General features: G+C 45.9%; 13 protein-coding genes. All 13 read left to right on the top strand.

Annotated elements, in window-relative coordinates:
- Window positions 1-401: 401 nt before the first annotated feature.
- The 13 genes from ERJ70_RS16400 to htpX all read left to right on the top strand — a co-directional run bounded on the left by ERJ70_RS16400 (window position 402) and on the right by htpX (window position 14037).
- Window positions 402-680: an ArsR/SmtB family transcription factor gene (locus ERJ70_RS16400; protein ID WP_209369473.1), complete on the top strand. Its 279-nt coding sequence runs from the start codon at window positions 402-404 to the stop codon at window positions 678-680.
- A 69-nt stretch (window positions 681-749) separates the two neighbouring features.
- The gene (glxB, locus tag ERJ70_RS16395; protein ID WP_209365848.1) at window positions 750-1133 is read left to right on the top strand and encodes a methylglyoxalase; all 384 of its coding nucleotides are present in this window, start codon (window positions 750-752) and stop codon (window positions 1131-1133) included.
- Window positions 1134-1384: 251 nt separating this feature from the next.
- Window positions 1385-1519: a hypothetical protein gene (locus ERJ70_RS20130; RefSeq protein ID WP_256439054.1), complete on the top strand. Its 135-nt coding sequence runs from the start codon at window positions 1385-1387 to the stop codon at window positions 1517-1519.
- 366 nt (window positions 1520-1885) lie between these two features.
- On the top strand, window positions 1886-2797 hold the full coding sequence (locus tag ERJ70_RS16390; protein WP_245208035.1) for a glycerophosphodiester phosphodiesterase: 912 nt from the start codon (window positions 1886-1888) through the stop codon (window positions 2795-2797).
- 108 nt (window positions 2798-2905) lie between these two features.
- Window positions 2906-4828: a BglG family transcription antiterminator gene (locus ERJ70_RS16385; RefSeq protein WP_209365847.1), complete on the top strand. Its 1923-nt coding sequence runs from the start codon at window positions 2906-2908 to the stop codon at window positions 4826-4828.
- A gap of 154 nt (window positions 4829-4982) precedes the next feature.
- Entirely contained in the window at window positions 4983-6305 is a 1323-nt protein-coding gene (locus ERJ70_RS16380) for a 6-phospho-beta-glucosidase (RefSeq protein WP_209369469.1), read from the top strand.
- Window positions 6302-6607, top strand: coding sequence for a PTS sugar transporter subunit IIB (locus ERJ70_RS16375; RefSeq protein ID WP_209365846.1), 306 nt, complete (start codon window positions 6302-6304; stop codon window positions 6605-6607). The genes ERJ70_RS16380 and ERJ70_RS16375 overlap by 4 nt, the downstream gene beginning before the upstream one ends.
- Window positions 6608-6742: 135 nt before the next feature.
- Window positions 6743-8041, top strand: a complete 1299-nt coding sequence (gene celB / locus ERJ70_RS16370; protein WP_209365845.1) for a PTS cellobiose transporter subunit IIC — start codon at window positions 6743-6745, stop codon at window positions 8039-8041.
- Between the two features lie 13 nt (window positions 8042-8054).
- On the top strand, window positions 8055-8798 hold the full coding sequence (locus ERJ70_RS16365; protein WP_209365844.1) for a carbohydrate deacetylase: 744 nt from the start codon (window positions 8055-8057) through the stop codon (window positions 8796-8798).
- Entirely contained in the window at window positions 8799-9161 is a 363-nt protein-coding gene (locus tag ERJ70_RS16360; protein WP_209365843.1) for a PTS lactose/cellobiose transporter subunit IIA, read from the top strand.
- A 16-nt stretch (window positions 9162-9177) separates the two neighbouring features.
- Window positions 9178-11016 carry an exo-beta-N-acetylmuramidase NamZ family protein gene (locus tag ERJ70_RS16355; protein WP_209365842.1) on the top strand — a complete coding sequence of 613 codons (1839 nt, stop codon included), beginning with the start codon at window positions 9178-9180 and terminating at the stop codon, window positions 11014-11016.
- Window positions 11017-11400: 384 nt separating this feature from the next.
- Window positions 11401-12702, top strand: a complete 1302-nt coding sequence (locus ERJ70_RS16350; protein ID WP_245208034.1) for a methyl-accepting chemotaxis protein — start codon at window positions 11401-11403, stop codon at window positions 12700-12702.
- Between the two features lie 417 nt (window positions 12703-13119).
- Window positions 13120-14037 carry a protease HtpX gene (gene htpX / locus ERJ70_RS16345; protein WP_209365841.1) on the top strand — a complete coding sequence of 306 codons (918 nt, stop codon included), beginning with the start codon at window positions 13120-13122 and terminating at the stop codon, window positions 14035-14037.
- Window positions 14038-14068: the final 31 nt, after the last annotated feature.

The raw sequence follows: 14068 nt of genomic DNA, 5'->3' as shown, positions 1-14068 counted from the left end.
AAGAACAAACCGAAATAGAAAAACGGCCGAATCCTATGTGTCGTACTAATGACCAATAAAAAATAGACCTCCCTATTTATCCGAAAAGTAACTAGGTGAGGTCTATCACAGCGATGGCCCATCCTCTGGGAGAAAAAGGCCGAATTAAACCTAAGACTGTACCTTCCCCCTTGGAGGCTTTAACTACAGGACTGTCGAGCAATACGAGGAAACATACCAAATACATAATGAAAGAAGCTTTAAGTCGCCTTTTGGGCGATTTTTTAGAGTATAAAGTCGAAAACATAAGAAATAGTAAGCATTGTTCTTTTTGTGGTTAGGCAGGGTCTTTGTGAAATGTCATGCAACCAAATAGTTACTTATCATTGACATGCAACCAACAAGTTGCTTATAATAGCCATATGAACTGGGATAAAGACGCTATATTCAAAGCACTGGCCGATTCGAATAGGCGGCTTATTTTAAATGAATTATCGGAACGCAACGAACTGACGTTGTATGAACTTACGACACGTCTGATTATGAAGCATGACCTTTCCATTTCGCGACAAGCGATAGCAAAGCATCTTGCTGTATTGGAAGATGCCGGGCTTGTCAGTTCCATAAGAAAGGGGAAATATCGGGTACTACTATTCAACAACGAACCATTGAAAAATTTACTGAAAGGTTGGATAGATTAATTTGAAATGGGGTTCGGCAGCGAACGGTATTACCGAAATTAACCAATTGTTCGAAGGAGGCAAAAACTTATGAAAATCATAGTGAACAGTATTTTCGTAGAAGACCAAGACAAGGCACTGGAATTTTATTCAGAGACTCTGGGGTTTGTAAAAAAACATGACGTTCCCACTGGGGAACATAGGTGGATAACGCTTGTTTCACCAGAGGATCAGGGTGGTACCGAGCTATTGCTCGAACCTAATGAACACCCTGCAGCCAAAGAATATCAACAAAGGTTATTTGCTGACGGAATTCCAGTAACGATGTTTGGTGTCCAAGATATTAATGAGGAGCACAAACGGTTGCAGGAAAAAGGCGTGAAGTTTACCATGGAACCGACTAAAATGGGAGAAGTAACTATAGCGGTTTTCGACGATACTTGCGGTAACCTTATACAGCTAATGCAGGTGTAACATGATACTCTTCCTAATCGAGATTAGGATATCAATTGCTAAAGATAATGGAAAGTCGCTTTCTTTTCTAGAAAACGGGGCGTTTCTTCCGGAAGGAGATCGCCTCTTCTTCTGGTTTCGAAGGCATGCGTTTTCAAGGTGTGATGGCGATTTTTATAAATTCTATCTATCATAGTACTTCAGTTTTTCAGTGTTGGGGAAATTCCCTACTATGTAGAATCCCCGGAGGCTTTGAAAGAAGCGGTGCCACTTTGGAGAAAAATGGTACACTCACCGATAGCAATGAAGCCAATCCGACGAATGCCAAAGTCACGGAATACACGGAAGCAGAAGTGACAGTGGAATGGAACGATAATAAGGAGACATTTCCATTAAACAGACAGTAGCTGGTGCGAGACCAAGTTAGTTCGAATCTACCGGAAGGCTATGCAAGTCATTACTTTTCTACTAATGAATGTAAAAATGTTATGAAGTTTTTTCCTACCAGCCTCTCATTGTGATGCATGACAAAGTCAGATAGGATTTGATTTAAGAGGAGGTTCAGGAAGCGTAATTTCATCTACAGTGGTTCGCATCTACACCCACCTATTGTTGATGCATCGTGAGAGGGATTTCGTTTTCCAATCCGAATCTATTAAGCTATCGCAATGTGGAAAACAGAGAATCGACATCAACGATCCTTTTTACCTGAAGTAAGTTTGATGGAGATTCTCTGTTTTTTTCGGTGGCTAAAAAATCCGGGAGGGATTGGTATGAAAAAATTTGCAACATATCTTGCTGTATCAGCTGCCGTGATGGGGGGAGCATCTCAAATCGGGACTGTCCAGGCGGAAGCCGCCGGGGGTGAAGCAGATTTGCCTTTTCCAGAGGAAAGAATGTTGAACATTTCCCATCGGGGTGCTTCCGGTTATGCACCTGAGCATACGATTGCTGCCTATGAACTTGGAGTGGAAATGAAGGGGGACTATATCGAGGTCGACCTGCAAATGACAAAGGACGGTGAACTGATTGCGATGCATGACGAAACCGTCGACCGGACTACCGATGGTACTGGCCGCGTTGGAGAGATGACACTCGAAGAAATCAAACAACTGGATGCAGGGACCTGGTTTAATGAGCAGTATCCGGAATTGGCCAAACCTGAATATGCCGGTTTAGAGGTTCCGACTCTACGGGAAATTTTCGACCACTTCGGAAAAAGCAAGCATTACTACATCGAGACGAAATCGCCTGATGTCTATCCGGGAATGGAAGAAAAGCTTGTCGACCTGCTGGAGGATTACAAACTGACCGGTGTTAACGGACGTTCCAGCAACGTGATCATTCAGTCGTTCTCTCAGGAAAGCCTATTGAAAATGGACGAAATAAATCCGGATATTCCGCTTGTCCAATTGATCAGCCGACCAGATCAGGAAGGGACAAGCGGACTGGATGAAATTGCGGAATATGCCATTGGAGTCGGCCCAAGCTTTAACCGCATCAAGCAAATGGAAAATGGAGCAAACTATATCCGTCAGGTACGTGAAAAGGGATTGCTGATACATCCTTATACCATCAACACGGAAGAGGATATGCGTCTAGCACTGGAATGGGGGGTAACCGGAGTATTCACAAACTATCCCGATCGGTTCAGACAAGTGCTGAAAGAACACCGCTTGTATTAATATATGAACGAGAAGAGGAGGGACTGACCCTCCTCTTTTCTATTTTGCCTGGCAGAAACCAGCCGTGCTATAGTAAAGGTAGAAATTTTCTGAAAAAGGGGTGTTGCCATGAAGGAACGTTGGCAGGAATTGCTCGATTTGTTTTTGGACGCGAGTGAACCGGTTACTAGTGCAGAGCTTTCGGCAAGCCTGCAGGTCAGTCCGAAAACGGTACGAAACGAAATCAAGGCGTTGAACCAATTGCTTTCCCGTCAGAACATGTCCATCGTGTCCCAGCGAGGGAAAGGCTATCACTTGCAGGTAAAGGATGAAGCTTCTTTTCAACAACTTTTTCAGGAATACCTACAGACAGAAAACAGGCGACCTCCCGATGATCCGCAAGCCAGAACGGTTTATGTCATGGAGAAGCTATTATTTCATTCCGATTATCTAAAAATGGAAATGTTGGCGGATGAACTGTATATCAGCCGGTCGACTTTGCAAAACGATCTGAAGCATGTCCGGTCCATTTTAGAAACCTATGACCTGGAGATAGACCAACGTCCTGGCTATGGCATCAAGGTAATTGGCAAGGAAACAAACATCCGGTTTTGCATTTCAGAGTATTTATTCAATCAAAAGTCCTCCTTCATCGAAGCGGCCGGAAACTGGCGGGATATTTTGCCGCCGGAAGATTTGGATTACATCCGTACGGCCATTTTAACCAGTCTTCGCAAGCATAGTATCATGATTTCCGATATCAGTCTGCAAAATCTTATAACCCACCTCGCTATCTCATGCAAGCGGATTCAGAGTGAGAACCACGTAGAAGTGACGAAAATGCAGGGGGAAGAAATGCGTTCTCTAAAAGAGTTCGAAGTCGCCCGGGAAATCATCGAATCGGTGGAAAATGGCTTGCATGTGGATTTTCCGGAGGAGGAAGTGATCTATCTTACCCTTCATTTACGGGGTACCAAGCGGAGCAGATCAGATCACAAAATTGCGGGAGAACCTTCTGCAGTCGACCCGGAATTGTATCAGTTGGTAAAGCAGATGGTGGAAAAAATAGATGAGCTTTATTCTTTTCAACTCACAGAAGATGAAGAGCTTTTGCTGCATATCTGCCTCCATTTAAAGCCGGCAATCAATCGTCACAGGCATCAAATGAATATTAGGAATCCACTGCTTGAAGATATAAAAAAGAATTATCCGCTCTCCTTTGAGGCTGCTTTGGTTGCTGCTGATGAACTGCAAACCTTTATTGGCGTGAGGGTCGATGAGCATGAGGTAGGTTATTTGGCACTTCATCTGGAAGCTGCCCAAGAACGGGCGAAAAGAAAGGTTTCCCGGACACGCAGGTGTTTGATTGTCTGTGCCACCGGACTTGGCAGCGCCCAGCTACTGTTGTATAAACTGGAGGATTGCTTCGGGAGTGATTTGGAAATTGCCGGGACGACGGAATATTACAGCTTGAACGACCAAATGCTGCAAGGAATCGATTTTGTGATAACGACCATTCCGATAAAACGCAAACTCCCTGTCCCGGTGGTCCTCGTGCGAACGGTTTTAGGGGATAGTGATCTTACCAAAATCCGCAACATGTTGTCAAAAGAGAAAAAACTGGTCGAACGCTACCTGGTTGAAAAGTACACGTTTCTTCAATATGATTTAAATTCCGCTGAAGAGGTCATCCGTTTTATGGGGCGTCGCCTTACTGCCGACGGAAAGGTTGGCGATGGGTATATCGACTCGGTGCTGGAGCGGGAAAGCTATGCACCGACAAGTTTTGGCAACTTGGTGGCCATTCCCCACCCGCTTGAGCCGATGACCGATCAGACTTTCTGGTCGGTTATGACCTTGAAAAAGCCAATTGAGTGGTCCGATAAACTGGTGCAAATCGTTTTTTTGCTTAACATCGACAAAGAAAAAAAGCAGGAGGTCAAGCCGATGTTTCAGGCCTTGGTCAAACTTGTCGATAATGAAAAGCAGTTGCTTCAGCTGTTAGATTGTTCCAGCTACAAAGCGTTTCTGCAAACAATAAAAAAACTGTGAACAGGCAAAGGTGTAGATTCCCTTTGCTTTTTTTCTTCCTTTAAAGGGATACCGGCTACAAGTAACTTTTTACCGTTGCCAATGGTAAAAGTCTCTCTCCAAGTGGATGGGCTAGGGAGGTAGAATGGCAGTAAGCAACATTGCAGATGAAAGGATGGGAACGATGAAAATCACAGTGATTGGAGGGGGATCCTCATACACACCCGAGCTATTGGAAGGGATTATCGAGCAACAGGAACTGCTTGGAGTTTCAGAGATATGGCTGGTTGACGTTCCGGAAGGGCAAGAGAAGCTGTCGATTATGGAAAAACTGGCAAGGCGGATGATCAGAAAAGCTGGATTGCCAATAAAACTGACCGCTACCCTCGACCGGAAGGCAGCGATCAAGGACGCTTCTTATGTGATTACCCAAATACGTGTCGGTCAACTGGAAATGCGGCGGAGCGATGAATACATTTCGCTCAAGCATGGAGTGATCGGCCAGGAGACTACCGGTGCAGGTGGATTTATGAAGGCTCTGCGCACCATCCCCGTTCTTTTGGATATTTGCCAAGATATCGAAAAGTTCGCACCGGATGCGTGGCTGCTCAATTTCACCAATCCGGCCGGCCTTGTCACCGAGGCCATTTTGAAACACAGCAACGTCAAAGTCGTCGGCTTATGCAACAATCCAATCAATTATTACAAAAAGTTCTCCCAAACCTACAACGTGAACATGAAGGACATCAGCCTCACCTTCGTCGGCATCAACCATTTGATTTGGATCACCGAGTTATACGTGAAGGGAAAATCGAGAATAGAAGATATTCTAACCGGTGTTTCCGACAGCTATGAAGCGCGAAATATTCCGTCCTTTGGTTGGGATCTTGACTTTCTGCAGTCCCTGCAAGCCATCCCTTGTGGTTACCACAAATACTACTACCAAACAGACCGGCTGCTGGAGCAGCAATTGGAACAATACCGCAACCATGAGACCAGGGCAGATCAAGTTCGAAAGGTGGAAAAGGAGTTATTCGAGCTTTACCGGGACCCGTCGCTTGATGAAAAACCACAGGCGCTGGAACAGCGGGGAGGCGCTTATTACTCGGAAGCAGCAGTTCGGCTGATGACTTCGCTCCACACTGATTCCCGGGACATTCATACGCTGAACGTCCGGAATGATGGAACGATTTCCTGTCTGCCGGAGGATGCTTGTATCGAAGTGAACTGTGTGGTGGAAAGTCATCGTGTGACACCGTTGCAAATTGGTTATGTCCCACCGCAGATCAGAGGATTGCTGCAGGTCGTCAAGGCTTATGAGGAATTGACAGTGGATGCTGCGGTTACTGGGGATAGTGGACTTGCATTGCAGGCGCTCACCCTTCATCCTTTGGTTCCTTCCGCGGAAAAGGCAAAAGCGGTGCTGGAGGAAATGCTGGAGGTAAATCAACCATATTTACCACAATTTTACCAAGACAAACAGGAGGTTAACCGATGAAAATAGCTTTACTATGCGCACTGGGCATGAGCACCAGCCTGCTCGTGGACCGGATGCAAAAGGCGGCGGCCGACAGGTCGATTGAAGTGGAAGTCGACGCTTATTCTGTAGATGATATGGATGAACAATTGAAAACGGCTGACGTCATTCTGCTCGGTCCGCAGATCCGCTATAAACAAAACGAGTTGTTCAAGAAAGCAAAGTCAGCAAACACCCCCATTGCCATCATTGATATGAAGGCCTACGGCATCAGGGACGGAGAAAAAGTGCTCGACCAGGCGCTGGAACTTCTGGATCAATAAGCGTTGTGGAGGCATTCTCTATCGCCTTGTCACCATGATTGCTTGCGCTGTCCTTTTAACGATAAAAGACCAGCGGGAGCGGTATTCCCCCTAGACTGAAGAAGAGCTACCAATCCATTTAAGGGAGGAAATGAGATGGACCGTTTTAATGCATTTATGGAACGTTATTTTATGCCTGTAGCCGGTAAAATGGCAGAGCAGCGTCATTTAAAAGCAATTCGTGACGGAATCATCGCTGTGATGCCGTTATTGATCATCGGCAGTATTTTTCTCATCATCAGTTCCCCGCCGATTCCCTCGTGGGCAGAATTCATGTCACAATATGCTCCTGTATTGAATATCCCGGTCAACGCCACGTTTGGGTTGTTGGGACTGATTGCCGTATTTTCAATTGCTTATAATTTGGCGGTAAGCTACGAAATGGATGGTTTGTCAGCCGGGGTGCTCGCAATCGCGGCATTCTTCGTGGCGACACCGTTATCGGAGGAAGGAAACATCCCGCTAAACTTAATGGGGAGCGAAGGTCTGTTCATCGCTATCCTCCTGGCAATTTTCACGGTCGAAGTCTATCGTTTTTTTGAAAAAAGAAACATCGTCATCCGCATGCCGGACAGTGTACCGCCTTCCGTATGGCGTGCGTTCACCGCATTGATTCCTGGAGCGGCAATCATTGCGATTGTCTGGGGCATCGATTTACTGTTAAAGGCTTCGTTTGATCTATCACTTCACGGGGTTGTCGGCGCCGTCTTGCGCGAACCGCTGCAAATGGCTGGAGGCAGTCTGTGGGGAGCGATCATCGCGATTATTTTGATTCACCTGTTATGGTCGTTCGGCATTCATGGTATTTCCGTGGTGGCCAGTGTCATGGCCCCTATTTGGTACAGCCTGACAGAGGAAAACGTAGCGGCACACCAAGCCGGTGAAGAGCTGCCAAACATCATCGGCCAGCCATTTATGGCAATTTGGTGGGCTGTCGGTGGTTCTGGAATGGCGTTTGCTTTGACGCTTTTGTTTGTCTGGCGGGCACGGTCCAAGCATTTGAAAGGACTTGGCAGAGGATCGATCGGTGCCAGCTTTTTCAATATCAGCGAACCTGTCATATTCGGAGCTCCGGTAGTGATGAACCCCCTCTTGTTTATTCCGTTTATTCTGGCACCGCTGGCAGTCGGGATCGTCACGTATTTTTCCATGTCACTCGGTTTGGTCGGCAAGCCTTATGTGATTGTCCCGTGGACGACGCCACCGCCGATTTCTGGAATCCTCACGACCGGAGACTGGCGTGGAGGGGTACTGATGCTTTTCAATATCCTGATGGCCATGGTTATCTATTATCCTTTCTTCCGTTTGTATGACAAACAGCTGCTGGCAGAGGAGCAAAACGAGGAAGCAAGCGGTGCGGAGGATACTACAACCCCAACTGCCAAACAAGGGTAAGGAGTTTTTTACCATGGAAACCAAGCGAAATTTGATCGTCAATGCCGATGATTTCGGGCTGACTCCTGGTGTATCGGCCGGTATTCTTTATGCACATCAGCATGGCATTGTCTCCAGTACGACGGTGATGGTCAATACGGAGTTTGCCAATGAGGCTTTACAAGCAGCGGAGTGTTTTCCTGCATTAGGGATCGGCTTGCATTTTGTGTTGGACGCAGGCCGTCCGCTGTCTTCGTGTCCTGGAAGCCTTATAGACGAAAATGGTGATTTTTTGAAAGGTGAGGCGTTGATCGCCTCTGCAGAGAAGCAAGATGTGAAAGAAGAATTGCAAGCACAACTGTGGTTTTTGTTTGATCAAGGAATCGAGGTAACCCATATCGACAGTCATCATCATATGCATTTGCATATTCCGTGCGCTCTCGAAGCAGTGACGGAAGTAGCGAAGGAATACAGACTGCCGATCCGGACATTCAGCGAAATGCAAAATAAGGAATTCATAAGCACTACCGATTATCTCCGTTATGACTTTTATGGAGAAGACCATATAACTGCTGAATATCTGTTGCAGCTATTTTCAGAACTGGAGCCGGGTGTTACCGAAGTGATGTGCCATCCGGCTTTCATCGATACGTGGCTGTGGAACAAAAGCAGTTATCGATTCACTAGGGCAAAAGAACTGGCACTGCTTACAGACAGCCGAATCAGCGATTGGCTTATTCAACACGAAGTAGGCTTGATCCATTATGGAGGGTTGTAAATGAAGATAGAGGATCTTTCCATGCAAATCATCTTGTATGCGGGAAATGCCAAGGCTTTTTTACATGAAGCCTTACATGCTGCAAAACATGGACAATTCGACGAGATTGAATCGAAGCGAAAACAGGCCGCCGATGAATTGCTGAAGGCCCATAAAATTCAGACTTCTTTTTTGCAGGAGGATGCGGTTGAACAGCTGGATGTATTGCCAGTCCTGCTGGTGCATGCCCAAGATCATCTGATGACGGTGATGTCGGAGAAAGATTTGATTGAAGAATTGATTTTGTTGCATCAGCAGCAGCACGAGACGAACAGAAAACTTGATCGTTTGTTGGAAATCGTGAAGATGCAGGAGCAAAACTAAATCAAGGAGGAATTGGATGAAGCGAGGAAAAGTTGTGGTAGCTGCTGTCGTTTTCCTGTTGCTGCTGGCAGTATCGGCTGCGGCTGTCCAGGCGGAAGGAAAGCCAGGAAAAAAGGGGAAGGTCACACCGGGAGTAGAAGTGTTTTTAAAGGAACACCTGGACTGGGTGGAAGGGAAACGGGTAGGATTGATTACCAATCCCACAGGAGTGGACAGGAACCTCGTCAGTACCAGCGACTTGCTGTATGAACACCCGGATGTTGACCTGACCGCGCTTTTTGGTCCGGAACATGGTATCCGAGGTGACCAGGAAGCTGGTGAGTATGTAGAGTCTTATATTGACGAAAAAACAGGCCTTCCTGTGTATAGCCTTTATGGACCGACCTGGAAACCTACGGAAGAAATGTTGGAAGACGTGGACGTCCTGTTATTCGATATCCAGGATATTGGTTCCAATGTATACACGTACATTTACACCTTAGGCTTTGCCATGGAAGCAGCAGCTGAATACGATAAAGAGGTCATTGTACTGGACAGGCCCAATCCGATTGGCGGAATCCGGGTGGAAGGACCGCTCCGTTCCGAAGAGACAGTCAGCTTTATGGGAAGGTTTTTACTACCGGTTCGGCATGGAATGACAGTCGGAGAACTGGCGACGATGTGGAACCATGAATACAGCATGGGCGTCAATTTAAAGGTGGCTAAAATGAAAGGCTGGAAACGGACCATGCATTACGAAGATACCGGCCTTCCATGGGTCATGACATCTCCGAATATTCCGACGCAGGAGTCGGCTTATTTATACGCCGGCACCGAATTGGTCGAGGATACTAACCTGTCTACCGGACTTGGGACGACAAAGCCGTTTGAACTGGTCGGTGGGCCAGGAATCGATGGGGAAGCATTGGCTGCCGAGATGAACGACCGTGATTTGGCAGGTGTGAGTTTCCGTTCTGCTTATTATACGCCGATGTTCGGCAGACATGAAGGACAGCTGATCGGCGGTGTCCAGGTTCACATCGACGCCCCTTCTGAAATCGACTTGGTGGCACTTGGCCTGAACCTGGTCGATGCAATGCGCGATCAAAATCCGGAAGCGTTTGAGATGACGTCCAGCTATGCCAACTTGATCGGTGACCCGGATGTACCAGCCATGATTTTGGACGACCAGCCAGTGGAGCAGATCATGTCTTCGTGGCAGGATGAATTGGACACATGGACAAGAGAAGTACGTAATCAGTATTTGTTGTACAATCCATACCCGAAAGGGGCAAAACCTTACACGGATCAAGGTGTTTTAGGGATTTTGCCGCTGGATGTGTCGGCCTCTCTTGGGGAAAGCGTAGACTTGACGGTAAAAGGATATGATGAGCATGGAGAACAACTCGATATCGATGCGGCCGAACTTGACTGGACGGTTACAGGAGATATCGGTGAAGTTATCGATGGTGTTTTCCAAGCTTCGGAAGAAGGGAAAGGAGAATTGAACGCTCGTTTTGGTGAATATACGGCTAAACGGCAGGTGGATGTCTCGACCACTTTGCTGGAAAATATCCGGTATGGGGTGCATGCGGATTACACAAGAGTTGTTTTTGATTTGAATAAAACCATTACGAACTATCAGTTGGAAGAAGAGGACGGAAGGCTGCGCTTAGAAGTTCCGTATGGAGAAATTGGCGGTGAGCTGGATGACCGTGGTGGAACCATCCGGATAAGTAACAGTCCGGTAATCGAACAGATTGACTACGAGCGGAATGGCGATATGTTTGTGGCTCGTTTTGATTTGAAGACAGACAGCGTCAATTATGAAACTCCATCGTTTTCGTCGAGGATTGTGGTCGATGTGATGCATTGATTGATCCGGGAAAGGGCCAATAATGCTAGAAGAATACAAAAACGCTTGGATGAAATATCCAAGCGTTTTTGGTGTAACGATTTAAAAGCATTGGGGTTACCGTAGTCCAGTTTACTATCACAACTGATTAGAAACTCCTTCCCTCAAGACCTGCTGGTACATGCTCTCTATCCCTTTCATTCCGAAGTTCCGGGTTTCCCTACTTAAAAAACTTGTCATTCATCGTTTATCCAATATGCTCACTTCCGTCATTCCACGCAACTATCCTTGTTTCTCCTTTTATCACCATGAGAAAAAATTATTATATGGGTATAATGCTTTGCTAAAAATTACCGATATATAATATGAAAGGTTTGTCAATCTTGGAAGTAAGGGGTTTTAATAATGAAAGTAAAGCATCGTATTTTTGGCAAAACGGTTCAAAGACAGATTCTGATACCATTTATAGTAGTACTGATTCTATCCGGCTTAGCCATTAGTTTACAGGGTATGATTATCATGAATACTGTAAATACGGCAGAGATAAATCAAATCATTCTTCCAATGGGGATAGGTCTGGTCCTGACTCTCGTTATTGCGTCTTTCTTGAGCATATTGTTGGCAAGCAGGGTGAGCAAGCCTATCAAACAACTTCAATCCAAAATCAAACAGGTTGAAGAGGGTGATTTATCAATTGATCTAAAAAATGGCCGGACGGATGAAATTGGACAACTCGCCGCTTCAGTAGATAACATGAAAAACAGAACGAATGAGGTTGTTGAACATGTTGCTTCTGTTTCTGACCATGTGTCGAAGCACAGCCAGGAATTGACGCAATCATCTTTAGAAGTAAAGCAGGGATCTGAACAAGTTGCCACAACCATGCAGGAACTTGCTTCTGGCGCCGGCATGCAGGCAGAGCATTCTAGCAAACTTTCGCAGGGCATGAAACAGTATAACGCAAAAGTCCGTGAAGCGAACGATAATGGACAGGTAATCTTTAATGCTGCAGAACAAATTATTATGATGGTGAGTGAAGGGACACAATTGATGGATACGTCTGTTGAACAAATGGAAAAAATAGAATCCATTGTTAAAAACGCTGTAGAGAAGGTACAGGTTTTGGACCATCAATCACAAGAAATCACCAAGCTTGTGTCCGTTATTAAAGATATTGCCGAGCAAACGAATCTGTTAGCATTGAACGCTGCGATTGAAGCAGCAAGGGCAGGAGAACAAGGAAAAGGTTTTGCTGTTGTTGCGGATGAAGTCAGAAAACTAGCCGAACAAGTAAGTAACTCTATCTCAGATATTACTGGCATTGTTGGCAGTATCCAATCAGAATCAAACGCTGTTTCGGATTCCTTGATGAGTGGATATGAAGAAGTAGATCAAGGAACGACCCAAATCCGAAAAACAGGGGATAACTTCAAAAAAATCAGCAGCGCTTTATCGGAAATGGTCGGTAGTGTAATGAGTGTCAATGAAAGCTTGCGTACCATCAACAAAGATAGTGATGCATTGAGTTCGTCGATTAATGAAATTGCATCGATTGCGCAAGAATCTGCTGCCGGTATTGAACAAACATCGGCGAGCACACAACAAACAAGTAGTTCCATGGAAGAAATAACCAACCGATTTGAACAGCTGGAAAAACTCTCAACGGAATTGCAGCAGTTTGTGAAACGTTATAAGTCTACAATCTAAACCTGCAAGAAACAGAAAAAGTCACGCTTGAATCGGCCTTTTTCTGTTTCTTTATGAATCCGGATTTTAACTAGCGTGTCTTTAGGGAATTTCATGCAACCACTATTGTGGTAAGCTTTTTCATGTTAGCTTTCATTATGGTAAATAATAAGATCATCGAAATCAGCTTTTACCTCTCCGTAAGCTAACAACTGACTAGGAAAACGAGTTCATTTGTCCGTTTAACCAGTACGGTAGTTGCCGTGACAACGGAACGGACTGTGTTCAGAGACCATCACCGTTTGCTGTTTGTTTAGAAAATGACGATTTTGTGAAAACCTAGCATATCTTTTTCCATGACAGCAGGTTTCTATAGCGTATGGGAAGGGGAAACATGTTAAACTAATGGACAAATAGATGGAAAAAGGAGGTGCAAAGATGGGAAAAAGGATTCTGTTCTTTTTATTGACCAACATTCTGGTCATGACGACCATTGTCATCGTCTGGTCGATTATTACTGCCTTTACCGATATCGGCGGTTCGTTTGAAACAGGTGGTTCCGGACTGGGAATCGATTACGGTTCACTGATGGTATTCAGTCTGCTCGTCGGTTTCATTGGTTCCTTTATGTCGCTAGCCATGTCCCGCTGGGTAGCGAAAAAAATGATGAAGGTCAAAGTTCTCGACCCGGACGGTTCCTTGGCACCGCAAGAGCGTGCCGTCGTGGAAAAGGTACACCGGCTGGCTCGTGCTGCAGGCTTGGCCCATATGCCGGAAGTGGGCATTTATCGGTCGGCAGAAGTGAATGCTTTTGCAACCGGACCGACTAAAAAACGCTCGCTTGTCGCTGTATCATCCGGATTATTGCAAACAATGGACGACGATGCCGTTGAAGGTGTCATTGCCCACGAAATCGCGCACGTTTCCAATGGAGACATGGTGACGATGACTTTGCTGCAAGGGGTAGTCAATACCTTTGTCGTATTTTTGTCGAGAATCGTGGCCATCGTTGTATCCCGTTTGGTCCGTTCGGAAATGCAAATGGTCGTACGGTTTGCGGCGATTATCGTATTTCAAATTTTGTTCTCGATTCTCGGAAGTATTGTGGTCAGTGCGTTCTCTCGCTGGCGGGAGTATCGAGCCGACCGAGGTGGAGCCGATTTGGCAGGCCGTGACAAAATGGCCCATGCTTTACGCTCGCTGAAGTCCTATGTAGACAGAGCGCATCTTGATAATGACCGCACCGATGATGCGGCAATCCAGACAATGAAAATCAACGGAAAAAGCGGAATGGCCAAGCTGTTTTCTTCCCATCCGGATTTGGATGAGCGAATTGCACGTTTGGAACAGCGTTAAACCAGCATGTTATATAGGCAAAAGCAGCTTG

The sequence above is a fragment of the Sediminibacillus dalangtanensis genome, assembly GCF_017792025.1.
GTDB lineage: Bacteria > Bacillota > Bacilli > Bacillales > Amphibacillaceae > Sediminibacillus > Sediminibacillus dalangtanensis.
The sequence above is the reverse complement of the archived record's forward strand: the minus strand, read 5'-3'. Positions and strand labels throughout refer to the sequence as shown.

Bases quoted from the DNA above. Each gene is read 5' to 3' on its own strand.
- ERJ70_RS16380 (WP_209369469.1), top strand. From the start codon at position 4,983: ATGGGAACGATGAAAATCACAGTGATTGGAGGGGGATCCTCATACACA.
- ERJ70_RS16375 (WP_209365846.1), top strand. From the start codon at position 6,302: ATGAAAATAGCTTTACTATGCGCACTGGGCATGAGCACCAGCCTGCTC.
- glxB (WP_209365848.1), top strand. From the start codon at position 750: ATGAAAATCATAGTGAACAGTATTTTCGTAGAAGACCAAGACAAGGCA.
- ERJ70_RS16390 (WP_245208035.1), top strand. From the start codon at position 1,886: ATGAAAAAATTTGCAACATATCTTGCTGTATCAGCTGCCGTGATGGGG.
- ERJ70_RS16365 (WP_209365844.1), top strand. From the start codon at position 8,055: ATGGAAACCAAGCGAAATTTGATCGTCAATGCCGATGATTTCGGGCTG.
- ERJ70_RS16355 (WP_209365842.1), top strand. From the start codon at position 9,178: ATGAAGCGAGGAAAAGTTGTGGTAGCTGCTGTCGTTTTCCTGTTGCTG.
- ERJ70_RS16400 (WP_209369473.1), top strand. From the start codon at position 402: ATGAACTGGGATAAAGACGCTATATTCAAAGCACTGGCCGATTCGAAT.
- ERJ70_RS16385 (WP_209365847.1), top strand. From the start codon at position 2,906: ATGAAGGAACGTTGGCAGGAATTGCTCGATTTGTTTTTGGACGCGAGT.
- ERJ70_RS16360 (WP_209365843.1), top strand. From the start codon at position 8,799: ATGAAGATAGAGGATCTTTCCATGCAAATCATCTTGTATGCGGGAAAT.
- htpX (WP_209365841.1), top strand. From the start codon at position 13,120: ATGGGAAAAAGGATTCTGTTCTTTTTATTGACCAACATTCTGGTCATG.
- ERJ70_RS16350 (WP_245208034.1), top strand. From the start codon at position 11,401: ATGAAAGTAAAGCATCGTATTTTTGGCAAAACGGTTCAAAGACAGATT.
- celB (WP_209365845.1), top strand. From the start codon at position 6,743: ATGGACCGTTTTAATGCATTTATGGAACGTTATTTTATGCCTGTAGCC.